This window comes from Streptomyces sp. WG7, assembly GCF_049975785.1.
Classification (GTDB): domain Bacteria; phylum Actinomycetota; class Actinomycetes; order Streptomycetales; family Streptomycetaceae; genus Streptomyces.
This window is the reverse complement of record NZ_JBNGGE010000014.1, coordinates 93,180-117,687: the sequence shown is the minus strand read 5'-3', so window position 1 is coordinate 117,687 and position 24,508 is coordinate 93,180. Positions and strand designations below refer to the sequence as shown.

22 protein-coding genes are annotated in these 24,508 nt (G+C 71.7%); 16 read left to right on the top strand and 6 right to left on the bottom strand.

Annotated features, from left to right (window positions below; genetic code table 11):
* Positions 1-98: 98 nt before the first annotated feature.
* From ACP4J0_RS17210 to ACP4J0_RS17135, 16 genes are all read left to right on the top strand, one after another.
* Complete coding sequence (locus ACP4J0_RS17210) at positions 99-698, top strand: TIGR03086 family metal-binding protein (protein ID WP_426599554.1); 600 nt, start codon at positions 99-101, stop codon at positions 696-698.
* 177 nt (positions 699-875) lie between these two features.
* Positions 876-1,544: a GntR family transcriptional regulator gene (locus tag ACP4J0_RS17205; protein WP_426599553.1), complete on the top strand. Its 669-nt coding sequence runs from the start codon at positions 876-878 to the stop codon at positions 1,542-1,544.
* Positions 1,541-2,449 carry a dihydrodipicolinate synthase family protein gene (locus ACP4J0_RS17200; protein WP_426599552.1) on the top strand — a complete coding sequence of 303 codons (909 nt, stop codon included), beginning with the start codon at positions 1,541-1,543 and terminating at the stop codon, positions 2,447-2,449. The genes ACP4J0_RS17205 and ACP4J0_RS17200 overlap by 4 nt, the downstream gene beginning before the upstream one ends.
* Entirely contained in the window at positions 2,446-4,203 is a 1,758-nt protein-coding gene (araD, locus tag ACP4J0_RS17195) for an L-arabinonate dehydratase (RefSeq protein WP_426599551.1), read from the top strand. The genes ACP4J0_RS17200 and araD overlap by 4 nt, the downstream gene beginning before the upstream one ends.
* A gap of 106 nt (positions 4,204-4,309) precedes the next feature.
* Entirely contained in the window at positions 4,310-5,245 is a 936-nt protein-coding gene (locus tag ACP4J0_RS17190) for a carbohydrate ABC transporter permease (RefSeq protein ID WP_426519262.1), read from the top strand.
* Positions 5,242-6,141, top strand: coding sequence for a carbohydrate ABC transporter permease (locus ACP4J0_RS17185; protein ID WP_426519264.1), 900 nt, complete (start codon positions 5,242-5,244; stop codon positions 6,139-6,141). The genes ACP4J0_RS17190 and ACP4J0_RS17185 overlap by 4 nt, the downstream gene beginning before the upstream one ends.
* A complete protein-coding gene (locus tag ACP4J0_RS17180; RefSeq protein ID WP_426599550.1) occupies positions 6,138-6,350 on the top strand; it encodes a hypothetical protein in 213 nt (70 codons plus the stop codon). The genes ACP4J0_RS17185 and ACP4J0_RS17180 overlap by 4 nt, the downstream gene beginning before the upstream one ends.
* On the top strand, positions 6,347-7,507 hold the full coding sequence (locus ACP4J0_RS17175; protein WP_426599549.1) for a Gfo/Idh/MocA family protein: 1,161 nt from the start codon (positions 6,347-6,349) through the stop codon (positions 7,505-7,507). Before ACP4J0_RS17180 ends, ACP4J0_RS17175 begins: the two co-directional genes overlap by 4 nt.
* Positions 7,504-8,349 (top strand): PmoA family protein, encoded by an 846-nt coding sequence (locus ACP4J0_RS17170; protein WP_426599548.1) that lies wholly within the window; start codon positions 7,504-7,506, stop codon positions 8,347-8,349. Before ACP4J0_RS17175 ends, ACP4J0_RS17170 begins: the two co-directional genes overlap by 4 nt.
* Positions 8,346-9,863 carry a family 43 glycosylhydrolase gene (locus tag ACP4J0_RS17165; protein ID WP_426599547.1) on the top strand — a complete coding sequence of 506 codons (1,518 nt, stop codon included), beginning with the start codon at positions 8,346-8,348 and terminating at the stop codon, positions 9,861-9,863. Before ACP4J0_RS17170 ends, ACP4J0_RS17165 begins: the two co-directional genes overlap by 4 nt.
* A gap of 33 nt (positions 9,864-9,896) precedes the next feature.
* Positions 9,897-10,946: a pectate lyase family protein gene (locus ACP4J0_RS17160; protein ID WP_426599546.1), complete on the top strand. Its 1,050-nt coding sequence runs from the start codon at positions 9,897-9,899 to the stop codon at positions 10,944-10,946.
* A 140-nt stretch (positions 10,947-11,086) separates the two neighbouring features.
* The gene (locus ACP4J0_RS17155; protein ID WP_426599545.1) at positions 11,087-12,451 is read left to right on the top strand and encodes an ABC transporter substrate-binding protein; all 1,365 of its coding nucleotides are present in this window, start codon (positions 11,087-11,089) and stop codon (positions 12,449-12,451) included.
* A 148-nt stretch (positions 12,452-12,599) separates the two neighbouring features.
* Positions 12,600-13,400, top strand: a complete 801-nt coding sequence (locus tag ACP4J0_RS17150; RefSeq protein WP_426599544.1) for a rhamnogalacturonan acetylesterase — start codon at positions 12,600-12,602, stop codon at positions 13,398-13,400.
* A gap of 36 nt (positions 13,401-13,436) precedes the next feature.
* A complete protein-coding gene (locus ACP4J0_RS17145) occupies positions 13,437-14,771 on the top strand; it encodes a pectate lyase family protein (RefSeq protein ID WP_426599543.1) in 1,335 nt (444 codons plus the stop codon).
* Between the two features lie 211 nt (positions 14,772-14,982).
* On the top strand, positions 14,983-16,110 hold the full coding sequence (locus tag ACP4J0_RS17140; protein ID WP_426599542.1) for a pectinesterase family protein: 1,128 nt from the start codon (positions 14,983-14,985) through the stop codon (positions 16,108-16,110).
* Positions 16,094-17,194 (top strand): dienelactone hydrolase family protein, encoded by a 1,101-nt coding sequence (locus ACP4J0_RS17135; RefSeq protein ID WP_426599541.1) that lies wholly within the window; start codon positions 16,094-16,096, stop codon positions 17,192-17,194. The genes ACP4J0_RS17140 and ACP4J0_RS17135 overlap by 17 nt, the downstream gene beginning before the upstream one ends.
* Here ACP4J0_RS17135 and ACP4J0_RS17130 read toward each other — a convergent pair.
* From ACP4J0_RS17130 to ACP4J0_RS17105, 6 genes are all read right to left on the bottom strand, one after another.
* Positions 17,175-19,382 (bottom strand): family 43 glycosylhydrolase, encoded by a 2,208-nt coding sequence (locus ACP4J0_RS17130; protein ID WP_426599540.1) that lies wholly within the window; start codon positions 19,380-19,382, stop codon positions 17,175-17,177. The genes ACP4J0_RS17135 and ACP4J0_RS17130 overlap by 20 nt on opposite strands.
* 229 nt (positions 19,383-19,611) lie before the next feature.
* Positions 19,612-20,445, bottom strand: coding sequence for a pectate lyase (locus ACP4J0_RS17125; protein ID WP_426599539.1), 834 nt, complete (start codon positions 20,443-20,445; stop codon positions 19,612-19,614).
* An 86-nt stretch (positions 20,446-20,531) separates the two neighbouring features.
* The gene (locus ACP4J0_RS17120) at positions 20,532-21,383 is read right to left on the bottom strand and encodes a hypothetical protein (protein ID WP_426599538.1); all 852 of its coding nucleotides are present in this window, start codon (positions 21,381-21,383) and stop codon (positions 20,532-20,534) included.
* On the bottom strand, positions 21,380-21,946 hold the full coding sequence (locus tag ACP4J0_RS17115) for a SigE family RNA polymerase sigma factor (RefSeq protein ID WP_426599537.1): 567 nt from the start codon (positions 21,944-21,946) through the stop codon (positions 21,380-21,382). The genes ACP4J0_RS17120 and ACP4J0_RS17115 overlap by 4 nt, the downstream gene beginning before the upstream one ends.
* A 166-nt stretch (positions 21,947-22,112) precedes the next feature.
* On the bottom strand, positions 22,113-23,567 hold the full coding sequence (locus tag ACP4J0_RS17110) for a peptidoglycan D,D-transpeptidase FtsI family protein (RefSeq protein ID WP_426599536.1): 1,455 nt from the start codon (positions 23,565-23,567) through the stop codon (positions 22,113-22,115).
* Positions 23,568-23,632: 65 nt separating this feature from the next.
* Positions 23,633-24,295: a response regulator gene (locus tag ACP4J0_RS17105; RefSeq protein WP_426599535.1), complete on the bottom strand. Its 663-nt coding sequence runs from the start codon at positions 24,293-24,295 to the stop codon at positions 23,633-23,635.
* Positions 24,296-24,508 lie beyond the last annotated feature (213 nt).

Sequence of the window (24,508 nt, the reverse complement as noted above, 5' to 3'; positions counted from 1 at the left end):
GCAGATGCCTTGGGTGCGGGACCGGCGACCGATGAGTTTCGCGGCCGCGATCGGTCTGCCTCCACGGAGAGCCGGCCACGCGTCCTCGGGAGAAGCACATGAGCCACGACACCCCCGCCCTCGACCTCGGACCGCAGACGCGGATCCTGGCACGCCTCGCCGAGGGTGCCGGCGACGCGCGGCTCGCGGACCCGACCCCGTGCCCGGACCTGGCGGTCCGCAATCTGCTCGGTCATCTGACCGGCCTGGCCGTCGCCTTCCGCGACGCCGCGCGCAAGGACCTGGGCGTCACCACCGACACCGACCCCGGGGCGACCGTCCCGGACATCGGCGCCGGCTGGCGCGAGGAACTCGTGACGGTGCTCGGCGAACTCGCCGAGGCATGGCGCGTCCCGGACGCCTGGACCGGCACGACCCGGGCCGGCGGCGTCGATCTGCCCGGTGCCGTCGCCGGCGCCGTGGTGGCCGACGAGCTGGTGATCCACGGCTGGGACCTGGCCCGCGCGACCGGCCAGGAGTACCGCCCCGACCCGGCCGCCCTCCAGGCCGCGTACGGCCTTCTCGCCGCCGCCGCCGAGGAGCCCGACCGGGACGTCGGCATGTTCGGGCCCGTCGTCCCCGTCCCCGCCGACGCCCCGCTGCTGGACCGGGCGGTGGGACTGAGCGGGCGCGATCCGGGCTGGACGCGCCCCGCGTAGGCGCGACGGCGCCGTCTCAACTTCCTTTGTCAGAACCATTGACGTGGCTTCGCGTCCCTCTTACCTTCAACGCGTCGTACTCCGTACGTCATATATGAGACGCGATACGCGAGATCGGATATCCCAGATCGGATGTCCGAGGTCCGCGCATCCGACGCGAGATTCCGAGAGGCGCGCATGACCTCTGTGCCCACGCCGATCCCCTCCCGCACGCAGTACGTGCTGGAGGAGATCAAACGCCGCATCCTCACCGGCCGGCTCACCCCCGGCCAGGCTCTGGTCGAGACCGACCTCGCCGCACAGTTCGGGGTCTCCAAGACACCGGTGCGCGAGGCGCTCAAGACGCTGGCCGGTACCGGACTGGTCGTGATGAGCCAGTACAAGGGCGTCACGGTGCGCATGGTGGACGCGGACATGGCACGCGAGGTCTACGACGTGCGGCTGCTCCTGGAGCCCGAGGCGCTCAAGCGCGCGGTGCGCCGGGGGGCCTCCCTGGACGCCGCCAGCGACGCCCTGACCCGGGCCGACCAGGCCACGGACACGGCCGAACGCTCCCTGGCCAACCGGGAGTTCCACCGCGCCCTGTACGTGCCCTGCGGAAACCCGCTGCTCGGCCGGATGCTCGACGAGGTCCGCGACCAGGCGGCCCTCGTCTCCGCCGTCGCCTGGGCCGCCGACCCCTCCTGGGAACGGGAGGCCGGCGAGCACCAGGAGATCCTGCGCCTCGCCCTCGCCGGTGACGCGGACGGCGCGGCACGCGCCCTGCACGCGCACATCGCGTCGTTCGTCGAGCGGGCCTTCCCCGAAACGGGAGCACAGGCCCAGGAAGAGGACGGTCAGGCATGACAGCGACGTTCGAGTCCCAGCGGGCGGCCCTGGCCGACGTGGTGGCGATCCCGGTGACCCCGTTCGCCGAGGACGGCTCCGTCGACCCCGCCACCTACCGGACCCTGCTGCGTCGTCTTCTCGACGGTGGCATCACGACCCTCACCCCCAACGGCAACACCGGCGAGTTCTACGCGCTCACCCCGGCCGAGCGCAGCCTCGTCACCGAGCTGACCGTCGAGGAGGCCGGCGACGGCGCGGCGATCCTGGTCGGCGTCGGCCACGACGTGCCGACCGCGGTCGCCTCCGCGGAGCACGCCCGCGACCTGGGCGCCACCATGGTGATGGTGCACCAGCCCGTCCACCCCTACGTCTCCCAGGGCGGCTGGGTCGACTACCACCGCGCCATCGCCGAGGCCGTGCCCGCGCTGGGCGTCGTGCCCTACATCCGCAACCCCCAGCTCACCGGCGCCCGCCTCGCCGAACTCGCCGACGCCTGCCCCAACGTCATCGGCGTGAAGTACGCGGTCCCGGACGCCGCCAGGTTCGCCGCCTTCGCCCGCGACGCCGGCCTCGACCGCTTCGTGTGGATCGCGGGGCTGGCCGAGCCGTACGCGCCCTCGTACTTCTCCGCCGGCGCCACCGGCTTCACCTCGGGACTGGTGAACGTCGCCCCGGCCGTCTCGCTGAACATGATCGAAGCGCTCCGGGCCGGCGACTACACGGCCGCCATGAAGGTCTGGGAGCAGATCCGCCGCTTCGAGGAACTGCGCGCCGCCAACGGCGCCGCCAACAACGTCACCGTGGTCAAGGAGGCCCTCGCCTCGCTGGGCCTGTGCCGCAGGGAGGTCCGCCCGCCGAGCAAGCCGCTGCCCGAGAGCGAGCGCGCCGAGGTCGCCGCCATCGCCGCGGGGTGGTCGATATGACGGGCGCGACAGACGCGACGGGCGCGGCGGGCCGCAAGCGCCCCGAGGACCTCCGCAGCCACCAGTGGTACGGCACCGACGGCCTGCGCTCCTTCAGCCACCGGGCCCGCACCCGCCAGCTCGGCTACCTGCCCGAGGAGCACCTCGGCAAGCCCGTCATCGCGATCCTCAACACCTGGTCCGACATCAACCCCTGCCACGTCCACCTGCGCGACCGCGCCCAGGCGGTCAAGCGGGGCGTCTGGCAGGCGGGCGGCTTCCCGCTGGAGTTCCCGGTCTCCACGCTCAGCGAGACCTTCCAGAAGCCGACCCCGATGCTCTACCGCAACCTGCTCGCCATGGAGACCGAGGAGCTGCTGCGCTCCTACCCGGTCGACGGCGCCGTGCTGATGGGCGGCTGCGACAAGTCCACGCCCGCGCTGCTCATGGGCGCCGCCAGCGTCGACCTGCCCGCCGTGTTCGTGCCCGCCGGGCCGATGCTCCCCGGTCACTGGCGCGGCGAGACCCTCGGCTCCGGCACCGACATGTGGAAGTACTGGGACGACAAGCGGGCCGGCCTCATCGGCGACTGCGAGATGCAGGAGCTGGAGAGCGGCCTGGCGCGCTCGCCCGGCCACTGCATGACGATGGGTACGGCGTCCACGCTGACCGCCGCCGCCGAGGCCCTCGGCGTCACGGTCCCGGGCGCCTCCAGCATCCCGGCCGTCGACTCCGGGCACGACCGGATGGCGGCGGCGGCCGGCCTGCGCATCGTCGAACTGGTCCACAAGGACCGGAAACTGAGCGACATCCTCACCGCGGACGCCTTCGAGGACGCCGTCACCACGGTCCTCGGCCTCGGCGGCTCCACCAACGCCGTGATCCACCTGATCGCCATGGCCGGCCGCGCGGGCGTCACCCTCACCCTCGACGACTTCGACCGCGTCGCCCGCACGGTCCCGGTGCTGGCCAACGTCCGGCCCGGCGGCCATACGTACCTGATGGAGGACTTCCACTTCGCCGGCGGCCTGCCCGGCTTCCTTTCCCGCATCCCGGACCTGCTCCACCTGGACCGGCCCACGGTGTCGCACGACACGATGCGGGAGCAGCTGGACGGCGCCCGCGTCCACAACGACGACGTCATCCGCCTCCGGGACAACCCCGTCGCGGACGAGGGCGGGGTCGCCGTCCTGCGCGGCAACCTCTGCCCGGACGGCGCCGTCATCAAGCACATCTCCGCCGAACCGCACCTGCTCAAGCACACCGGCCCCGCGGTCGTCTTCGACGACTACCGGACCATGCAGCGCACCATCAACGACCCGGCCCTGAACATCACCGCCGACAGCGTGCTGGTCCTGCGCAACGCCGGCCCCAAGGGCGGCCCGGGCATGCCCGAGTACGGGATGCTGCCCATCCCCGACCACCTGCTCAAGCAGGGGGTGCGGGACATGGTCCGGATCTCCGACGCCCGGATGAGCGGCACGAGTTACGGCGCGTGCGTGCTGCACGTGGCCCCCGAGTCGTACGTCGGCGGGCCCCTGGCCCTGGTGCGTACCGGCGACCCGATCACCCTCGACGTCGAGGCGCGTTCCCTCCAGTTGGGCGTGGACGACGAGGAGCTGGAACGCCGCAGGGCCGCGTGGACGCCGCCGCCCGCCCGCTACGAACGCGGCTACGGCGCCCTCTACAACGAACAGATCACCCAGGCCGACACCGGCTGCGACTTCGAGTTCCTGGCCCGCCCGGGCAAGGTGCAGGACCCGTACGCCGGCTGAACCGCACACCGACCGCAGGACCGCGCACACCCCTGCACCCGGAGAAAGCGCTTCCCCAACGAACCGCGCACCACCCACGCATGACGCACCAGAACGGAGAACTGTCATGGCCCAAGCCGCAGCCGTGGCGAAACCGCCCGCGCCACCCCGGCGGCGCCGTGCCTCCGCCACACCGCGCAGGCTCCCGTACCTGCTGATCGGACCGGCCGCCCTGCTGATGCTGGGCTTCATCGCCTACCCGGTCATCAGCGTCTTCTACTACAGCCTGCAGGAGTACAACCCCACCAAACCGTGGCGGAACGGCTACGCGGGCTTCGACAACTTCGTCAAGATCTTCACCGACGACCCCATCTTCTGGGACACCCTCGTCTTCAGCGCCAAGTGGGTCTTCGTCGAGGTCGGCCTGCAGCTGCTCTTCGGCCTGGCACTGGCGCTCATCGTCAACCAGACCTTCGTGGGCCGGGGCATCGGGCGCGCCCTGGTCTTCTCCCCGTGGGCCGTCTCCGGCGTGCTGACCTCCGCGATCTGGGTGCTGCTCTACAACTCCCAGACGGGCATCACCCGTTACCTCGCCGACATGGGCATCGGCGACTACGGCACCAGCTGGCTGTCGGACACCTCGACCGTGTTCTCCGCGGCCGTCGTCGCCGACCTGTGGCGCGGCGTCCCCTTCTTCGCCATCCTCATCCTCGCCGACCTCCAGTCCGTCTCGAAGGACCTGTACGAGGCCGCGGAGGTCGACGGGGCGAGCCGGTTCAAGCAGTTCTGGCACATCACGCTGCCCCACCTGAAGGACGCCATCATCCTGTCCACGCTGCTGCGCGCGGTGTGGGAGTTCAACAACGTGGACCTGCTCTACACCCTGACCGGCGGCGGACCCGCGGGAGTGACCACCACACTGCCGCTGTACATCGCCAACACCAGCGTCGACGCCCACGACTTCGGTTACGCGTCGGCCCTCACCACGGTCGCGTTCGTGATCCTGCTCTTCTGCTCGATCGTCTACCTGCGGCTGAGCAAGTTCGGAGGCGAGAACAAGTGATCACCAAGGAGGCCACCGCGCCCGCCCCCGTGCCCGCGCGGGCCGACCACGAACCGCCGCGGCCGGCGAAGAAGCGCCGCCCCGCCTGGGACGAGGTCCCCCGCTGGCAGATCTACCTGCCGCTCGGCATCTACCTCGTCTTCACCCTGATCCCGTTCTACTGGATCCTGCTCTTCGCGCTGCGCCCGGCCGGCTCCACCTCGCTCGTGCCCTGGCCGATGACCTTCGACCACTTCGAGAAGGTGTGGACGGACCGCAGCTTCGGCACCTTCTTCGAGAACAGCGTGTACGTCGGGCTCGCCACCCTGGTGATGACGACACTCGTCGCCCTGGCCGGCGGCTACGCCCTCGCCCGGTTCGACTTCAAGATCAAGCGGGCCTTCATGCTCGCCCTGCTCTGCTCCCAGTTCGTGCCCGGCGCACTGCTGCTGGTCCCGCTCTTCGAGATCTTCGCCGAACTGCAGATGATCAACTCGCTCGGCAGCGTCATCATCGCCGAGACGGTCTTCCAGCTGCCGCTGTCGATCATCCTGATCAGCAACTTCATCAAGAACGTGCCGTACTCCCTGGAGGAGGCCGCCTGGGTCGACGGCTGCGGACGGATGCGGGCCTTCCTGGTCGTCGTCCTGCCGCTGCTGCGGCCGGGCCTGATCGCCGTCGGCTCCTTCGCCTTCGTGCACTCCTGGAACCACTTCCTGTTCGCCCTGATGTTCCTCAACAACCAGGACAAGCAGACCATCCCGGTCGGTCTCAACACCCTGATGAGCGCGGACAGCGTCGACCTCGGCGCGCTCGCCGCCGGCGGCATCATCGCGGCCGTACCCGTGGTGCTCGTGTTCGCCTTCATCCAGAAGTGGCTGATCACCGGCTTCAGCGCGGGGGCGGTCAAGGGATGAGACTGCGTCAGGCGGCGGTGGCCGCCACCCGGCCGAGCCTGCTCCGCGTGCCGGCGCGGGCCGACGACCCGGGTGACACCGGGCACGAGGTCCGCGGCACCGGCCGGGCCGCCCACGGCATCGGCCGCGACACCCTCGCCCCGGTCGAGGACACCGCCGCGGCCGACCGGGCGGTGGCGAGGGGCGCGGGCGCGGGGAGGCCGCGATGAGGACACCGCTGCCCGTCGTCCTGGCGGGCGCCCGCGGCCACGGCCGCTGGCACGTCGCCAACATCCGCCGCCTGGAGCGGGCGGGGCTGGTCCGGCTGGCCGGCATCTGCGAGCTGACGCCGCTGACCGAGGAGGAGGCCGGCGGGGAGCTCCCCGAGCAGTCCGCCGACTTCGGCGCCCTGCTCGACTCCACCGGCGCCCGGATCGCCGTGATCTGCACGCCGATCCCCACCCACACCGACCTCGCGCTGACCGCCGCCCGCCGGGGTGTGCACCTGCTGCTGGAGAAGCCTCCGGCACCGTCGTACGCCGAGTTCCGCCGGATGGCCGACGGGGTCGCCGAGGCCGGCGTCGCCTGCCAGGTCGGGTTCCAGTCGCTGGGCTCGCACGCCGTGCCGGCCATCCGCGACCTGGTCGCCGAGGGCGCGATCGGCGAGGTGGTGGGCATCGGCGGGGCCGGCGCCTGGGTGCGCGACGAGGCCTACTTCCGCCGTGCGCCCTGGTCGGGCCGGCGGCGCCTGAACGGCGTCGACGTGATCGACGGCGCGCTGACCAACCCCCTCGCGCACGCCGTCGCCACCGCCCTCGCGCTCGGCGACAGCAGCCGCGCCGAGGACGTCACCGGCATCGAGACCGAACTCAGCCACGCCAACGACATCGAGGCCGACGACACCTCCTGCGTACGCGTCACCACCGGGCGCGGCCTGCGCGTCACCGTCGCCGCGACCCTGTGCGCGGAGCGGGCGGACGAGCCGTACGTCCTGCTGCACGGCAGCAGGGGACGCGTCACCTTCTGGTACAAGCAGGACCGCGTCCTGCTCCAGCGCGGCGGCCACGGCCCCGAGGAGTACCAGTACGGCCGCACCGACCTGCTGGAGAACCTGGTCGCCCACCTCACCACCGGCGCCGGCCTGCTGGTCCCGCCGGACGAGACGGGCGCCTTCATGCGGGTCGTCGAGGCGATCCGCCGGGCCCCCGACCCGGACCGGCTGCCCGACGCCGCCTGGCGCCACGTCCCCGGTGAGAATCGCCGCGTGGTCCCCGGCATCGACGGCCTGGTGGCCGCCGCCGCCGACACCCTCTCCCTCTACTCCGAACTGGGCGCGCCCTGGGCGCCGCGCACGGAGCACCCCCTGAACGAGGTGAGCACACGATGACCGGCAACGACTCCCCGGTGCTGCGCGTGGCGGGCCGCCCCGTCGGCCGGTACGTCACCCGGCCGGAACTGCCCGCCCGGCTCTCCCCGCGCCCCTGCCTGCACCCCGTCACCACCCTGGCCGGCACGGCCGTGACCGAGTTCAGCCCCGCCGACCACCTCCATCACCTCGGCGTCGGTGTCGCCGTTCCCGACGTCGAGGGGCACAACTTCTGGGGCGGGCGCACCTACGTCCGCGACCAGGGGCCGACCGAGCTCGACAACCACGGCGCCCAGCGGCACACCGCCTTCCAGCTCCGCGACCCCGACGGCTTCGTCGAGGAGCTGCGCTGGGTCGCCGCCGGCACCGAGCTGCTGCGCGAGCGCCGTACCGTCGCGGCCACCGGACTCACCGCCGCGGCCTGGGCGCTGGACTTCACCTTCTCCCTCACCAATGTCACCGCGGACCCGCTCACCATCGGCAGCCCCGCCACCAACGGGCGCCCCGGCGCGGCCTACGGCGGCTTCTTCTGGCGCGCCCGCAAGGAGAGCGCGGCCCCCCGGGTCTTCACCGCCGGCCGCGAGGGCGAGCGGGACGTGCACGGCAGCCGCGCCGACTGGCTCGCCCTCACCGGCGACACGTGGTCGCTGGTGTTCGCCGGGGCCACGGAGGAGACCCGGCGCGACCCCTGGTTCGTCCGCACCGAGGAGTACCCGGGGGTGGGTTCCTCCCTGGCCCACGACGAACGGCTGGCTCTCGCCCCGGGCGACACCGTCGTCCGCCGGATCGTCACCGTCGTCGCCGACGGCCGCCTCGACGCCGACGGCGCCGCCACCCTCGTACGAAAGGCGGTGAGCCCGTGACCCCCGAGACCGCGCGCACGTACACCAACCCCGTCCTGAACGCCGACTGGTCCGACCCGGACGTCGTCCGCGTCGGCGACGACTTCTACCTGACCGCCTCCAGCTTCGGCCGCGTCCCCGGCCTGCCGCTCCTGCACTCCCGCGACCTGGTCAACTGGACCCTGGTCGGGCACGCCCTGCCCCGCCTGGAACCGGCGGAGGCGTTCGCGACGCCCCGCCACGACTGCGGCGTCTGGGCCCCGTCCCTGCGCCACCACGCGGGCCGCTTCTGGATCTTCTGGGGCGACCCCGACCACGGGATCTTCCAGGTCAACGCCCCCGACATCCGGGGCCCGTGGACCGCGCCCCACCTGGTGAAGGCCGGCAAGGGCCTGATCGACCCCTGCCCCCTGTGGGACGAGGAGACCGGCGAGGCGTACCTCGTGCACGCCTGGGCCAGGTCCCGCTCCGGGATCAAGAACCGGCTCACCGGCCACCGCATGCACCCCGACGGCACCGGACTCCTCGACGAGGGCAAGGTGATCGTCGACGCCGACCGCCTCCCCGGCTGGTTCACCCTGGAGGGGCCCAAGCTCTACAAGCACGACGGCTGGTTCTGGATCCTGGCACCCGCCGGGGGAGTGGAGACCGGCTGGCAGGGAGCCTTCCGCTCCCGCGGCTTCTTCGGGCCGTACGAGGAGAAGGTCGTCCTCGAACAGAAGGACACCGACGTCAACGGCCCCCACCAGGGCGGCTGGGTGCGCACGGCGACCGGCGAGGACTGGTTCCTGCACTTCCAGCAGCGCGGGGCGTACGGGCGGGTGGTCCACCTCCAGCCGATGAGGTGGGGTGCGGACCGCTGGCCGGTGCTGGGCGACGACGGCGCCCCGGTCGCCGAGCACCCGCGCCCCGGCCTGCCGCCGCAGCCGCCCGCCGCGCCCGCGACCGACGACGACTTCCCCGGCGGACGGTTCGGCCGCCAGTGGTCGTGGACGGCCAACCCCCGCGACGGCTGGGCCACCCAGCACACCGGGGACGGGCTCCGGCTCGCCTGTGTACGCTCGGCCGACGCGCACGACCTGCGCAGACTGCCGAACGTGCTCACCCAGCGGCTGCCCGGCGACCCCGCGGTCATCGAGGTGGAGCTGCGCCTGGACGCCGGGGAACCGGGCGCGCGGGCCGGTCTCGCGGTGCTCGGCGACGCCTACCGCTGGATCGGGCTCCAGCGGGGCGCGGACGGGACCGTGCACCTGGTGCACCGGTTCGCCGAGTCGGTGGCCGAGACCGAGCGGGACGCCGACCACCCCCGCCCCGCACCCGGGGGACGGGTAAGGCTGCGGGTCGAGGCCGGTGCCGGGGCCCGCTGCCGGTTCTTCTACGACCTCGGCGACGGCCCGCGTCCCACCGGCCAGGAGTTCGCCGCCACCCCCTGGCGCTGGGTCGGTGCCCTGCTCGGCCTGTTCGCGCTCGCACCCGCCGGCCAGGGACACGCCGGCGCGGCCACCTTCACGCACTTCCGGATCGGACCCCAGTAACCCCCCTCACCCGTACGCCCGTTGGGAGCCGCAATGACGCACTTCCGTCGCAAGCGCTTGCCGGGATCCGGCAGGATCCTGGCCTCCGTCCTCGGTCTGGTCGCCGCCTTGGCCCTCGGAACGGTCGGGGAGGTCCAGGCCGCCCCGGCCGGGGAGACGGGGACGCCTCGCCCCACCGGCCGGGCGCACGGCTTCGCCTCCCTCGCCGGCGGCACCACCGGCGGCGCGGGCGGCGAGGTCGTCACCGTCACGGACCAGGCCGCGCTGGCGAAGTACGCGGCGGCCGAGGAGCCGTACGTCATCCGGGTGGCGGGCACCATCGCCGTCGCGCCCTTCGGCTCGGACATCGTGGTCGGCTCCGACAAGACGATCATCGGCGTCGGCGACACCGGCGAGATCGTCCACGGCGAGCTGCACCTGAACCCCGGCACGCACAACGTGATCATCCGCAACCTGACGATCCGCGACAGCTACGTCGAGGGCGACTGGGACGGCAAGACCACCGACTTCGACGCCATCCAGATGGACTCCGTCCACCACGTCTGGATCGACCACAACCGCCTCACGCACATGGGCGACGGACTGCTCGACATCCGCAAGGACAGCGAGTACGTCACCGTCTCCTACAACCGGTTCGAGAACCACAACAAGGCGCTCGGCATCGGCTGGACGGACAACGTCCGCACCCAGATCACCATCGACCACAACTGGTTCACCGGCACCAAGCAGCGCAACCCGTCCGCGGACAACTGCGCCTACGCCCACCTGTACAACAACTACCTCTCCGCCCAGGTCGACGACGGCGACCCGCAGTGGACGTACGGGAACTGGGCGCGCGGCGCGACCCGGATGGTCATCGAAAACAGCTACTACGACGGTGTCCAGCACCCCCACCAGGCGGACGCCACCGCGGAACTGGTGCAGCGCGGATCGATCCTGAAGGACACGACCGGCCGGCACGACGCGTGGGGCGACGCCTTCGAACCGGGCGACTTCTACGACTACCGGCTCGACCCGGCGGCCGCCGTTCCGGCCCTGGTCAAGCGCTTCTCCGGGCCGCAGAAGCACCTCGGCACGCACTGAACCACGCACCGGCCCGTTTACCGGCCCACGCACCGGTCCACGCACTGCACCGGGCCACCCACTGACCCCCCCCACGTGTTCAGCACGTTTCACCGCACCGTTCCACCGCACCGTTGGATCCAGAAGAAGAGAGCCGACCAATGAAGATCAGCAATCGCAGCAGCAGAAGCACAGGCGGGCGCCGGGCATCCGCCGCCGTAGCTCTGGGGGCCGTGCTCGCGCTGACCGCCACCGCCTGCGGTGACGACGGCAGCGGGGCGGGCGGCGACAAGGGCGCCGAGGGCAGCGGCACGGGGAAGATCGTCTTCTGGGACAACAACGGCGGTATCCGTACGGCCGTCTGGAAGGAGATCATCGCCGACTTCGAGAAGGCGAACCCGGACATCGACGTGGAGTACGTCGGGATCGCCGCCACCGAGTACCAGTCCAAGGTCGACACCGCCATCCAGGGCGGGGGCCTGCCGGACGTCGGCGGTGTCGGCGCGGCGATGCTCGCCGGGTTCTCGGCCCAGAAGGCCCTGGAGCCGCTGGACGACCGGCTCGCCAAGTCCTCGCTGAACGGCAAGCTCAACAAGGACATGGTCGAGTCCCTGAAGGCGGCCGGCGGTGGCGACGGCACGCTGTACTCGGTGCCGACCTCCGCGAACAACGGCGTCCTCTACTACCGCACCGACCTGTTCGAGAAGGCGGGGCTGGACGCGCCGACGACGTGGGACAAGTTCTACGAGGCCGCCGAGAAGCTGACCAACGAGGACAAGAACGAGTTCGGCTACACCATCCGCGGCGGCTCCGGCTCCATAGCCCAGGCGCTCGACGCGATGTACGGGCAGTCCGGCATCACCTCGTTCTGGGACGCCGGCAAGAAGAAGACCACGGTCAACGACCCGAAGAACGTCGAGGCGCTGGAGAAGTACGCGGCCCTCTACAAGAAGGTCACGCCGGCCGCCGACGTCAACAACGACTTCGCCAAGATGACCGCCCAGTGGGACACCGGCACGATCGGCATGCTGAACCATAACCTGGGCTCCTACCAGGACCACGTGAAGGCGCTCGGCGTCGAGAAGTTCCGCGGCATCCCGCAGCCGGTCGGCGCCTCCGGCAAGCGGGTGCAGGTGTCCAACCCGGTCGACGGGCTCGGCGTGTTCAAGAGCTCCAAGAACAAGGAGGCCGCCTGGAAGTTCATCGAGTTCGCCACCTCGCCCGAGCAGAACTCGAGGTTCAACGAGTCGGCCGGGCAGGTGCCGTCGAACACCGAGGCCTCGAAGGACGCGTGGATCCAGAAGGCCGAGCCCACCAAGCTGGCGGCCGAGGCGCTGAACGACGGGTCCACGACCATCGTCCAGCTGCCGTACTACCTGCCGGACTGGAACACGCTGTCCAAGTCGGAGAGTGAGCCGCAGTTCCAGAAGGTGCTGCTCGGGGAGATGAGCGCGAAGGACTTCCTGGACTCTCTGGCCGACAAGCTGAACGAGGCGCAGACCGAGTGGACGGAGCAGATGGGCTGACCGTCCTGTGCTGGGAATCGCCGTGGGGCGGTCTGCGGTGTGCGGGCCGCAGGCCGTCCCTGGTTGGTCGCGCCCGCGCGGCCGAGCCGACATGGATACAGCCCCGCGCCCCTGGCCGGCCCTCTCGCCTCTGCTGAAAGGTGTGCCGATGTCCGTCACCCGAAGACAGGTCACTACCGCAGCCCTCGCCTCCCTCCCCCTGGCGTTCGCCGCCACCGGTACCGCGCAGGCCGGCGGACGCCGCCCCCGCACCCTCTACATCGCCGGCGACTCCACCGCCGCGCAGAAGTACGCCGACGCCGCGCCCGAGACGGGGTGGGGGATGGCGCTGCCGTTCTTCCTCCGCAAGGACCTCCGCGTCGCCAACCACGCCGTGAACGGGCGGAGCTCCAAGAGCTTCGTCGACGAAGGACGGCTGGACGCCGTCCTCGACGCGATCCGGCCGGGCGACTTCCTGCTCGTCCAGTTCGCGCACAACGACGAGAAGCAGGCCGACCCCACCCGTTACACCGAGCCGTGGACGACGTACCAGGACCACCTGCGGCTGTACGTCGACGGGGCCCGGGCCCGCGGGGCGCGGCCGGTGCTGGCCACACCCGTGGAGCGGCGGCGGTTCGACGCCGCGGGCGACGCGGTGCCCAGTCACGGGGAGTACCCGGCGGCGATGCGGGCGCTCGCGCGGGAGGAGGGCGTGGCGCTGCTCGACGCGCAGGCGCTGTCGCTCGCGCTGTGGCAGCGGCTCGGCGGGGAGGGGACCAAGGCGTACTTCAACTGGACCGCCACCGAGCAGGACAACACCCACTTCAACCCGCCCGGCGCGATCGCGGTCGCCCGGCTCGTCGCGCGGGAGCTGCTGCGCACGCGGGTGCTGGCGCGCCGGGACGTGCGCCGGCTGGACGAGGAGATCCCCGAGTCCTGGATCAGCTGGCCGGAGCCGGCCACCGCGTAACACCACCTCCACCCCCGAGAAAGGGAGAGCCGCACCATGAGCACACGCAGATGGCATGGGCATGCCATGGGTAGAACCGCCGCGCTCGCCGGCTGCACCGCCCTCGTGCTGAGCCTGACCGCCGCCACCGCGCAGGCCCGCCCCGACCACCACCGCCCCCGCGACACCGCCCGGCAGACGCTGCCGGCGAACGACGGCTGGGCCTCCCACGGCACCGGCACCACCGGCGGGTCCGCCGCCGACGCGGAACATGTGTACACCGTCACCACCTGGGCCGAGTTCAGGGCCGCCCTCGCCGCCGACGGCGACGCCCCGAGGATCATCAAGGTGAAGGGCACGATCGACGCCGTCTCCGAGGGCTGCGAGGCCTTCGCCGCGCCCGGCTACGACTTCGACGCCTACCTGGAGAAGTACTCCCCCGAGAACTGGGGCCTGGAGACCGACCTGAGCGACGAGCCCGACGCCAGCCCCGAGGGCCTGCGCCGCGCCTCCGCCGCCCGGCAGGACCAGGCCATCAAGGCGAACATCCCCGCCGACACCACGATCATCGGCGTCGGGCGGAACGCCGGCATCAAGGGCGCCAGCCTGCAGATCAAGGGCGTCGACAACGTCATCGTCCGCAACCTGACGCTCGAGAGCCCCGTGGACTGCTTCCCGCAGTGGGACCCCACGGACGGCGACAAGGGCAACTGGAACTCCGAGTACGACAGCGCCGTCGTCCACGGGTCGACGCACGTCTGGCTGGACCACAACACGTTCACCGACGGCGAGCACCCCGACAGCGAGGCGCCCACCTACTTCGGCATGCTGTACCAGCAGCACGACGGCCAGCTCGACATCGTGAAGGGCGCCGACCACGTCACCGCCTCCTGGAACGTCTTCACCGAGCACGACAAGACGATCCTGATCGGCAACAGCGACAGCGAGTCCACCGCCGCCGGTGACCGCGGGCACCTCAGGACGACCTTCCACCACAACCTCTTCAAGGGCCTCGTCGAGCGCGCGCCCCGGGTGCGGTTCGGGCAGGTCGATGTCTACAACAACCACTTCGTGGCCGGCGAGGACTACGCCTACAGCTTCGGCGTCGGCAAGGAGTCCCAGCTCGTCGCCGAGCACAACGCCTTCACCCTGCCGGACGGCGTCGGCCCCGAGAAGGTGCTGAAGCGGTGGAACGACTCGCCGCTCACCGCCGCGCACAACCGCGTCAACGGCCGGAGCGTCGACCTGATCGCCGCGCACAACGCGGCGAACCCGGACGCGCCGCTGCGCTCCGGCGCGGGCTGGACGCCCACCCTGCGCACCAAGGTCCTCCCGGCCTGGGCGGTCCCCTTCGTCGTCGACCACGGCGCGGGCGCCGGCCGCCTGCGCTGACACCCCCCGAACCGAGGGCCGGGGCGCCCGCACCGCCCCGGCCCTCTCCGCACCCGCAACACACCCGCACCCGCAACACACCCGCACCGCATACGCCCCCGCAACGCGCGCACACGCGTACGGAAACGCCCCCGCAACGCACGCACACGCGTACCGAAACGCACCCGCAACGCACGCGCCCCCGCAACCGCGCACCCGAAGGAGCACCGGCATGCACCGACCCGCCCTGTCCCGCAGAGGCTTCCTCCTGACGACCGCCGGCGCGGGCGCCGCCCTCGGCCTCGCGGCCGGCCCCGCCGCCGCCGGCACCCGGCCGCGCCCGCGCCCCTTCGGCAGGTACGGCTCACCGGCCGCCCGCCGCACCCCGAAGACCCTGTACGTCGACCCGCACGGCCGCGGCGACTTCACCTCCGTCCAGGCCGCCGTGACCGCCGCCGAGGGCCCCGGCTGGACGCTCGTCCTCGCCCCCGGCACCTACCGCGAGACGGTCTCCGTGGACGCCGACCGCACCGGGGCGACCTGGATCGGCGCGGGTGCGGACCCGCGTGACGTCGTCATCGTCTTCGACAACGCGGCAGGAACGCCCAAGCCCGACGGCTCCGGCACCCACGGCACCAGCGGTTCCGCCACCACCACCGTGCGGGCCGACGGCTTCACGGCCCACCGGATCACCTTCGCCAACGACTGGCTGCGCGCCGACCACCCCGACTTCACCGGCACCCAGGCCGTCGCGATCAAGGTCCAGGGCGACCGCTCGGCGTTCCACCACTGCCGCTTCCTCGGCCACCAGGACACCCTCTACGCCGACAGCCGCGACCTCGGCCACTTCGCCCGCCAGTACTACGCCCACTGCTACGTCGAGGGCGACGTCGACTTCGTCTTCGGCCGGGCGACGGCCGTGTACGAGCGCTGCCACTTCCGCACCCTGGTCCGCACCGACCTGTCCGGCGCCCCCTACGGTTTCGTGTTCGCCCCGTCCACGGCGGGCGCCAACCCGCGCGGCTACCTCGTCACGCGCGGCCGGATCAGCAGCGAGGCCCCCGACGGCTACTACAAGCTGGCCCGCCCCTGGGTGCCCAGCTCCGACACCACCGCCCGCCCGATGCTCACCGTGCGCGAGACCCACCTCGGCGCGGGCATCGACGCGGTCGCCCCCTACGCCAACATGCGGGACGCCCACCCCTGGCAGGAGCAGCGGTTCCGGGAGTACCGCAACACCGGCCCCGGCGCCGCGGTCACCGTCCCCGAGAACCGGCCCCGGCTCACCCGCGCCGAGGCCGCGTCGCACACCCGGGAGGCGTACCTCGGCGACTGGCGGCCGTATGACCGCCGCCGGTGACCCGCCCGACGGCACGGCCGCTGCGCTGCCCGGGTTCCACCCGGCGCTCAAGGACGAGCTGACCTTCCCGCTCGCCTGGGGCACCTCGCCGGTACGGGACTTCGAGGCGTGGCGGCGCACCGCCCGCGCCACCGTGGAGGCCCACCTCCTCGTCGACCGGCAGGACGACACGCCCTACGCCCCCGAGTTCACCGCCCGCGACGACGGCGAGGGGTACACGCGGGAGCTGGTCACCCTCTCCCTCACCCGCTACGGACGGGTCCGCGGCGCCCTGCTCACCCCGCACGGCGCCGGGCCCTTCCCGGCCGTGCTGCTCCTGCACGACCACGGCTCCCGCTTCGACATCGGCAAGGAGAAACTGGTCCGGCCCTGGTACGACGACACCCGGTTCGCCGCCGCCGACGACTGGGCGGACCGGCACTTCGACGGGCGCTTCCCCGGCGACGAACTGGCCCGGCGCGGCTACGTGGTGTTCTGCGCCGACGCGCTGGGCTGGGGCGACCGCGAACCGCTCACCTACGAGCGGCAGCAGGCCCTCGCGAGCAACCTCTTCCACCTCGGCAGCTCCCTGGCCGGGCTGCTGGCCCGCGAGGACCAGCGCGCCGCGGGCTTCCTGGCCGGCCTCGACCGCGTGGACGCCCGCCGGGTCGCGGCGGCCGGCTTCTCCATGGGCGGCTACCGCGCCTGGCAGACCGCCGCCCTCAGCGACGACGTCGCCGCCGCGGTGAGCGTGTGCTGGATGACCGGCCTGAAGGGGATGCTGGTGCCCGGCAACAACACCCTGCGCGGGCAGTCCGCGTTCCACATGCTGCACCCCGGGCTCGCCCGCCACCTCGACCTGCCCGACGTGGCGAGCATCGCGGCGCCCAAGCCGATGCTGTTCCTCGGCGGTGGACAGGACCCCCTGTTCACCGCCGAGGGCGTCCGCACCGCCTACGCCCGGCTGCGCGCCGTCTGGCACTCCCGCGGCGCCGCCGGCCGGCTGCGCACCGAGGTCTGGTCGGACGTGGGGCACGCCTTCCCGCGGCGCATGCAGGACGAGGTGTTCGCCTGGCTGGAGTCGGTCACCGCCGCACCGGCCTGACCGACCCGAGGGTCGGCACCACCGGCTCGATCGTGCCGTCCGCCGCGAAGCGCAGCCGGTCGACCGTGGTCTCCCGGTGCGTGCCGTCCCCGCCGGGCCTGCCGGGGCCGTTCAGGGCGAACCGGTGGTAGACGATGTACCAGTCGTCGGTGCCGGGGGCGTTGACCACGGAGTGGTGGCCGGTGCCGAGGATGCCGTACTCCGGGCGTTTGGACAGGATCGTGCCCCGCTTCGTCCACGGGCCGAGCGGGGTCGGGCCGGTCGCGTAGGCGACGTGGTAGTTCTCGCTGCGGGTGTCGTCCTCGGACCACATGAAGTAGTAGGTCCCGTCGCGCTTCACCACGAACGAGCCCTCACGGAAGTTCTCCGGGGTGATGTCCTGCACGCGCGACGCGTCGAACGACACCATGTCGTCGTTCAGCGGGGCGACGTAGCCGCGCCCGTTGCCCCAGTACAGGTACGACGTGCCGTCGTCGTCCGTGAAGACGGCCGGGTCGATCATCTGGCCTTCGAACCGCCCCTTCGCGACCAGCGGTTCGCCGAGCGCCTCCGTGAAGGGGCCGGCCGGGGAGTCGGCCACGGCGACGCCGATCTGCTGCTCCGCGCTGAAGTAGAGGTAGTACTTGCCGCCGCGCTCGGCGATCGCCGGCGCCCAGGCGTTCTTGTCGGCCCAGCTCACGTCCGGCCCCAGGTCGAGGACGACACCGTGGTCCTTCCAGTGGACCAGGTCCTTGGAGGAGAACGCCTTGAACCGCGTGCCGCTCCAGCCGGGGAAGCCGTCCGTCGTCGGGTAGATCCAGTACCGGCCGTCCATGTACCGCACGTCGGGGTCCGCGTACAGGCCGGGCAGGACCGGGCTGCGGGTGGGCACCGCCTCCACCGTCCAGGTGCGCTTCGTGCCGTCGGCGGCCGTCACCGTGTACGTCTGCGGCCTGCGGAAGTCGCGGCGCGTGCCCGACCTCGGGCTGAGCGTCGCCTCCTCGCCGACCCACAGTTTCGGGGCGAGGTTGCGCAGGTTCGTGCGCGGCTCCATCGGCAGGACGACCTTGCCGGTCTCCTCGCTGACGACCGCGTACCCCTTCTGCCCGCGTGCCGTGGCGTCCACGATCGAGGCGGGGCTCGCGGGGTAGGCGGCCAGCAGCCGGTCGTACTCCGCCTGCGTCACCGGGATCACCGTGCCGTGCCGGGGGCTGGCGGGCAGTTGGTAGTCGGTCGACGGCGTCCACGTGCCGGAGTCGAGGTCGGTGGTCTCGAAGGGGAGGTAGCCCCGGCCGCCGTACTCGTCGACGAACAGGTACCACTTCTCCTCGGTGTTGGACTTGAACACCGTCGGCCCCTCGCCGCGCTCCATCGCGCCCCGGCCGATGCAGTCCGAGACGAAGTCGTACGAGGTGTCGGTCAGCGAAGCCGACTTCTCGCCGGTGATGAACTTCGAGCACGGCGAGCCGGAGGACGGGTCGCGCTCGTCCTTGGTGTAGCGGTAGTACGTGCCGTCGTGCTCGACGACCGTGGAGTCGATGACCGAGTAACCAGGGTCGTTCCAGACCTTCGGCTCGCTGAAGGTGCGGAAGTCCTTCGTGGTCGCGTACAGCATCTTGTTGTACGTCGAGCCGGTGTGGTCCGGGTCGTCGTCGGCGTAGAGCTTCGACGCCCAGAAGACCACGTACGCGTCGAGCTCGGCGTCCCAGTAGGCCTCGGGCGCCCAGGTGTTGCCCGCGTTGTCCGGGGAGACCTTCACCAGGCGCTGGTCGGTCCAGTGGACCAGGTCGGTGGACTCCCAGACCATGATCGACTTGCTGCCGTGCCGCTGGACCTCGTCCCAGCTGCCGCTGCTGCCCCGGTACATGCGCAGGTCGGTGGCGATCATGTAGAACCTGTCGCCCTCGGGGGAGCGGATCACGAACGGGTCGCGCAGGCCCTGCTCGCCGATCGTGGAGGTCAGTACGGGCTTGCCCGCGTTCAGTTCGCGCCAGTGCAGGGCGTCGTTGCCGCGGCTGAGGGCGTAGCGGATCTGCTCGCCGTCGGCGGTCCCCTCGCCGGTGAAGTAGGCGAAGAGGTAACCGGCGTAGGGGGTCTTCTGCACGGGTGGCGCTCCCGGGTGTGCGGTGCCCGGCGGGGCGGCGAGCAGGGCGAGGAGGAGGGCGAGGAAGGGGACCAGGAGCGTGCGACGGGCGGTGTGACGGCGCATGACACTTCCTGTGGGAGTCTGAGGGTTTCTGTTGGATGGCGTGCCCTCGGAGTGTCACCAGTGCGCGTCGGGGCGTCAACGGGACGGCAGTGCCCGAAAGTTTCGGGACGGACGGGGAACGCCCCCGCCGGTCGTCACCGGCGGGGGCGTTCGACGGGCCGGCCGAGGGGGGCTCGGACGGCGCGCACCGGCCCGGGGGGCGGGCCGGTGGTCCTGACGGCTCGGACGGCTACTTGTAGCTGATGTCCGAAGCGGTGAAGTTGCACGTCTTGCCGTACGGGCCGGCGGGGGAGAGCTTCTTGGGCTCCTTGCCGCTGCTGTTGCCCTCGAAGCGGACGCAGGTCTCCATCTTCTTCTTGCCGTCACCGTGGATGCGGACGTTGCGCAGGGACGCCGTGTCGCCGTAGTTCTGGTTGATGCCGACGATCGACTTGCCGGGCGCGGTGATGTCCACGTCGTTGATGATGATGGTGCGCTTGTACTGCTTCTTGCAGTTGCCGCAGGAGCGCACCAGCTTGCCGAAGTTCTCGACCCGGAACTTCGAGACGACGAGCTTGCCGGCGCCGTTGAACTGGAGCACCTTGTCGTCGGCGTTCTTCGCGCCGCCGCCGTACACCGTGTACACCGCCGAGGGCGAGGTGCCCTTGAAGCTGGCGGCGTCCTCGCCGACGTCCAGCCACCACACGTTCTGCAGCGTGCAGGAGCCCTTGCAGTGGACGCCGTCGGCGGCGGGGGTGCCGATGATGACGTTCTTCAGCGTGGCACCGTCCGCCAGCTCGAAGACCGGGTCCTGGCCCTCTTCCTGGCCGTCGCCGCCCAGGTCGCCGGTGCCGTAGAACTTCTTCATCCCGCCGTCGTACGTCCCCTTGACCGGGATCGTCGACGAGACGGGCTTGCTGCCGGTGTCCTCGGGCCAGGACGACGCGGCACCCGCGGTGGACAGCATCGTCGTGGTGACGATCGCCGCTCCGGTGAGGCCGAACGCAGCGGTTCCGGCGATCACCGCCCGCCGCTTGGTGATCCGGCGGCGGTGGCGGACGCGCTGTTCAGCTCGTGCAGTCATGCCCATGTTCCTTGCGTGGGGAGAGGATCTTTACGCTTCCTGGTCGCCACCGGTACGGAATGGGTTGCCGCGTCTTCGGATCTTTTTCACGAATCTTCGTCGCGGGGTGCGAAGTCGCCCTTCACCGCCAGCCGTTCGGACCCGGCGGTGGCCGTCGCGGAGTAGTGGTCGCCGCGCGCGTCCCGGCCGCCGTGCTCGTGGTTGTACTGGCCGGCGAACACCCACTCGCCCGCCGGGACCGTCCGGCCCTCCTTGAGCGTCCACCGGTGGACGAGGAAACCGTCCCGCTCCTCGAGCGTGAACGTGAAGTCGTCCTCCGGCAGCGACCGCCAGGCGCCGGTGGAGGTGACACCGCCGGTCTGCGCCACCCTGAGCTCGACGGTGAGCGCGGTCAGCGGCTCACCGGTCTTCAGGGTGACGTTGCTCTGTGCCCAGAAGTCGTTGCTGTGCGGGTCCACCGAGCCGTCCGACCACAGCGGGCCGTCCTCGACGCCGGAGGCGGGCGGCCGGGCGGTTGCGGTTCCGGTCGGCGGCCCGGAGGACGCGGGGGTGTCCGGGGCCGTCGGCTCGGGCGGGGCGGTCGGCGTCGGGTCGTCCGGCGGGACGGGCGTCCGGCTCGTGGTGGCGTCCGGTGACGGCGCGGGGGTCGGAGAGGCGGTGACCGAGCGCTGCGGGGGAGCGTCGTCCTTCACCGCCGACGCGACCGCGTATCCGCCGACCGCGAGGACTCCCGCCACCGCGGCCGTGGCACCGGCCACCCGCGCCCAGCCCAGCAGCGGCGGACGCGCCGCCCGGTGCTGCCCGGGGCGGTCCTGGCCCTGGCCTGCCATGCCGCGCTCGACCCGGGCCAGGATGCGCGCCCGGTCGGGCTCATGTGCCCCGGCCGCCTCGTGCAACCGGGTGCGCAGCTCCTCGTCCCGGTCCAGCTGCCCGGTCATCGGTTCCTTCCCGCGGCCTCACCACTGCGCGCGACCGCCGCGTGCACCTGTTTCTGAGCTTCCCGTGTGCCGAGCAACCGCTGCAGTTCGGCCATTCCCTTCGACGTCTGGCTCTTCACCGTACCCACCGAGACGCCCAGGGCGAGCGCCGTGTCCTTCTCGGAGAGGTCGAACGCGTGCCGCAGCACCACACATGCCCGCTTGCGGAACGGCAGCCGGCGCAGCGCCTCCTGGACGTCCACCACACCCGCGACGTCCGGGTTCTCCGTCTTCTCCTCGCGCTGCGACCAGAACAGGGCGATCCGTCTGCGCTCGCGCACGGCGGTGCGGATGCGGGTGCGGGCGAGGTTGGCGACGACACCGCGCGCGTACGCCGCCGGATGGTCGGCCGCGCGGACCCGGTCCCAGCGGTGCCACAGGGCCAGCAGGGCGTCCGCGGCGAGGTCGTCGGCGGCGTCCGGCTCGCCCGTCAGCAGGTGGGCGAGCCGGGAGAGTTCGGCGTAGTGGCGCTCGAAGAAGGCGTGGAACTCCACGGAGGCGGCGTCGTCGACGACTGTCTCCACAGGCGGACTCTCCTCGCAGCGGCTTCCCCGGCGTCGAACAGCCGTGCGCCGGGCGGGAATCCGGAACTGTAGCAGCGTCCGACGTACCGACCGTACGGTGAGCCGAACGCCGTATGACGGAGCGAACCCCGCCGGGGGTCCGTCGGCCCGGTCCGAACGCCACCCCCTAGCTCTTCAGCGCCGCCTCCATCATCGCCTTGGCCACCGGGGCCGCCAGGCCGTTGCCGCTGACCTCGGAGCGGGCCGCGTCGGACTGCTCGATGATGACCGCCACGGCGACCTCCTCGTCCGACGAGTCGGACTTGGCGTACGACGTGAACCAGGCGTACGGGGTCTTGCTGTTGTTCTCGCCGTGCTGGGCCGTGCCCGTCTTGCCGCCCACGGTCGCGCCGGAGATCTGCGCGTTCGACCCGGTGCCCTTCTCGACGACGGTCTCCATCGCCGACTGCAGCTGCTCGGCGGTGGCGGAGCTGACGATCCGCTTCGAGTCCGCGTCGCCGTAGTCCTCCAGGACGTCACCGCCGCTGTCGGTGATCTGCGACACCATGTGCGGGGAGACCAGCTCGCCGCCGTTGGCGAGGGCCGCCGACACCATCGCCATCTGCAGCGGGGTCGCCGTCACGTCGAACTGGCCGATGCCGGTCAGGGCCGTCGACGACTTGTTCATGTCCTTCGGGAACACGCTGGTGTAGGCCCGCACCGGCACGTCCTGTGTCTCGTCGTTGAAGCCGAACTTCTCGGCCGTCGCCCGCAGCTCGTCCTGACCGAGGTCGACGGCCATCTTCGCGAAGACGTTGTTGCACGAGTACTGCAGCGCGGTGCGGATCGTGGCGTTCTCGCAGGGCGCGTTCGGGTTCTCGTTCGTCAGGTCGGTCACGGTGCCCGGCAGCGTGTACGGGTCCGGGCTGTCGGTCCGCTCGTCCACCGACCCGTACAGCCCGTCCTCCAGCGCGGCGGCGGCCACGACGAGTTTGAACGTCGAGCCCGGCGGCAGCGGCTGGCGCAGCGCGCGGTTGGTCAGCGGCTTGTCCGGGTCGCCGGTGAGCTTCTCCCACGCCTCGCCGGCGGTGTTGGCGTCGGTCAGCGAGCCCGGGTCGTACGACGGGGTCGACACGACCGACAGGATCCGGCCCGTCCTCGGGTCGATCGCGACGGCGGCGCCCTTCGTCCCGCCCAGTGCATCGAGCCCTGCCTTCTGCACGTCCGGGTCGATCGTCGTGACCACGTTGCCCGGCTCGGCCCGGGTGCCGGTGACGGTGTCCATCACCGTCTTCAGCCGCGGGTCGGTGCCGTTGAGCAGGTCCTGGTAGATGCCCTCCAGCTGCGTCGGCGCGTACGCCTGTGAGGCGTAGCCCGTCACCGCCGCGTACAGGCTGCCTTCCTCGTACGTGCGCTTGTAGGCGAGGTCACTCCCCTCCGTCCGCGCCGAGCCGGTGACCGACCGGCCGGCCACGATGATGTTCCCGAGCGGCTCCGCGTACGTCTCGATCGCGTTGCGCCGGTTTTCCTTGTCGTCCGCGAGTGCCCGGCCGTCGTAGAACTGCACCCAGGTCGCCCTGATCAGCAGAGCGAACACCAGGAGCAGCGTGAAGACCGATGCACGCCTGATCGTCTTGTTCATCCCGGTGACAGGACGAACGGGCGGGAGCGAATCGTTCCCATGCGCCCTGTTTTCTCATCTTCCGTTCATGAAGCCGGCTTCGTGAAGCCCGCCTCGTAGGCCCGGATCACCGCCTGGGTGCGGTCCCGGGTGCCGGTCTTGGCCAGCACCGACGCGACATGGGTCTTCACCGTGGCCGGCCCCACCCGCATGCGCTCGGCGATCTCCGCGTTGGTCAGCCCGGTCGCCATCAGGCGCAGCACCTCGCCCTCGCGGTCGGTGAGCCGGGCCACCCAGGCGGGCGGGGCGGGGTTCGCGCGGGCGTGCTCGGCCGCCAGCCCCCGCACCGCCGACGGGAACAGCAGCGTGTCACTGCGCGCCACCAGCCGTACGGCCTGGACGAGCGTGTCGGCGTCGGCGCGCTTGAGCAGGAAGCCGGCGGCCCCGGCGCGCAGGGCGTCGTAGACGTAGGAGTCGTTCTCGAAGGTGGTCACGACCACGATGCGGGGCGGTTCGGCGAGCGTGGCGAGGATCTGCTCGGTGGCGCGGATGCCGTCGACCTCGGGCATGCGGACGTCCATCAGGACCACGTCCGGCCGGGTCTGCCGCACGACGGAGACGGCCTCGGCCCCGGTGGCGGCCTCACCGGCGACCTCAAGGTCCGCCTCCCCGGAGAGGATGGCGCGCAGGGCGGTGCGCACCATGCGTTCGTCGTCGGCGAGGACGATCCGGATCGGCGGGCGGGTCATGGGGTCCTCCGCGGGTGGGTCGTGCGGGATCGTTTCGGGTGGGGTGTTCGGGTTCTTCGGGTGGGGTGTTCGGGTTCTTCGGGTGGGGTGTTCGGGTTCTTCGGGTGGGTCGTGCGGGATCGTTTCGGGTGGGGTGCTCGGGTTCTTCGGACGATGCGTGCGGGATCGTTCGGGCGGGGCGCTTGGGTTCTTCGGACGGTGCGTGCGGTTTCG

Coding starts and splice junctions, on each gene's coding strand:
- ACP4J0_RS17210 (WP_426599554.1), top strand. CDS start 99: ATGAGCCACGACACCCCCGCCCTCGACCTCGGACCGCAGACGCGGATC.
- ACP4J0_RS17205 (WP_426599553.1), top strand. CDS start 876: ATGACCTCTGTGCCCACGCCGATCCCCTCCCGCACGCAGTACGTGCTG.
- ACP4J0_RS17200 (WP_426599552.1), top strand. CDS start 1,541: ATGACAGCGACGTTCGAGTCCCAGCGGGCGGCCCTGGCCGACGTGGTG.
- araD (WP_426599551.1), top strand. CDS start 2,446: ATGACGGGCGCGACAGACGCGACGGGCGCGGCGGGCCGCAAGCGCCCC.
- ACP4J0_RS17190 (WP_426519262.1), top strand. CDS start 4,310: ATGGCCCAAGCCGCAGCCGTGGCGAAACCGCCCGCGCCACCCCGGCGG.
- ACP4J0_RS17180 (WP_426599550.1), top strand. CDS start 6,138: ATGAGACTGCGTCAGGCGGCGGTGGCCGCCACCCGGCCGAGCCTGCTC.
- ACP4J0_RS17175 (WP_426599549.1), top strand. CDS start 6,347: ATGAGGACACCGCTGCCCGTCGTCCTGGCGGGCGCCCGCGGCCACGGC.
- ACP4J0_RS17170 (WP_426599548.1), top strand. CDS start 7,504: ATGACCGGCAACGACTCCCCGGTGCTGCGCGTGGCGGGCCGCCCCGTC.
- ACP4J0_RS17160 (WP_426599546.1), top strand. CDS start 9,897: ATGACGCACTTCCGTCGCAAGCGCTTGCCGGGATCCGGCAGGATCCTG.
- ACP4J0_RS17155 (WP_426599545.1), top strand. CDS start 11,087: ATGAAGATCAGCAATCGCAGCAGCAGAAGCACAGGCGGGCGCCGGGCA.
- ACP4J0_RS17150 (WP_426599544.1), top strand. CDS start 12,600: ATGTCCGTCACCCGAAGACAGGTCACTACCGCAGCCCTCGCCTCCCTC.
- ACP4J0_RS17145 (WP_426599543.1), top strand. CDS start 13,437: ATGAGCACACGCAGATGGCATGGGCATGCCATGGGTAGAACCGCCGCG.
- ACP4J0_RS17140 (WP_426599542.1), top strand. CDS start 14,983: ATGCACCGACCCGCCCTGTCCCGCAGAGGCTTCCTCCTGACGACCGCC.
- ACP4J0_RS17135 (WP_426599541.1), top strand. CDS start 16,094: ATGACCGCCGCCGGTGACCCGCCCGACGGCACGGCCGCTGCGCTGCCC.
- ACP4J0_RS17130 (WP_426599540.1), bottom strand. CDS start 19,382: ATGCGCCGTCACACCGCCCGTCGCACGCTCCTGGTCCCCTTCCTCGCC.
- ACP4J0_RS17125 (WP_426599539.1), bottom strand. CDS start 20,445: ATGACTGCACGAGCTGAACAGCGCGTCCGCCACCGCCGCCGGATCACC.
- ACP4J0_RS17120 (WP_426599538.1), bottom strand. CDS start 21,383: ATGACCGGGCAGCTGGACCGGGACGAGGAGCTGCGCACCCGGTTGCAC.
- ACP4J0_RS17110 (WP_426599536.1), bottom strand. CDS start 23,567: ATGAACAAGACGATCAGGCGTGCATCGGTCTTCACGCTGCTCCTGGTG.
- ACP4J0_RS17105 (WP_426599535.1), bottom strand. CDS start 24,295: ATGACCCGCCCGCCGATCCGGATCGTCCTCGCCGACGACGAACGCATG.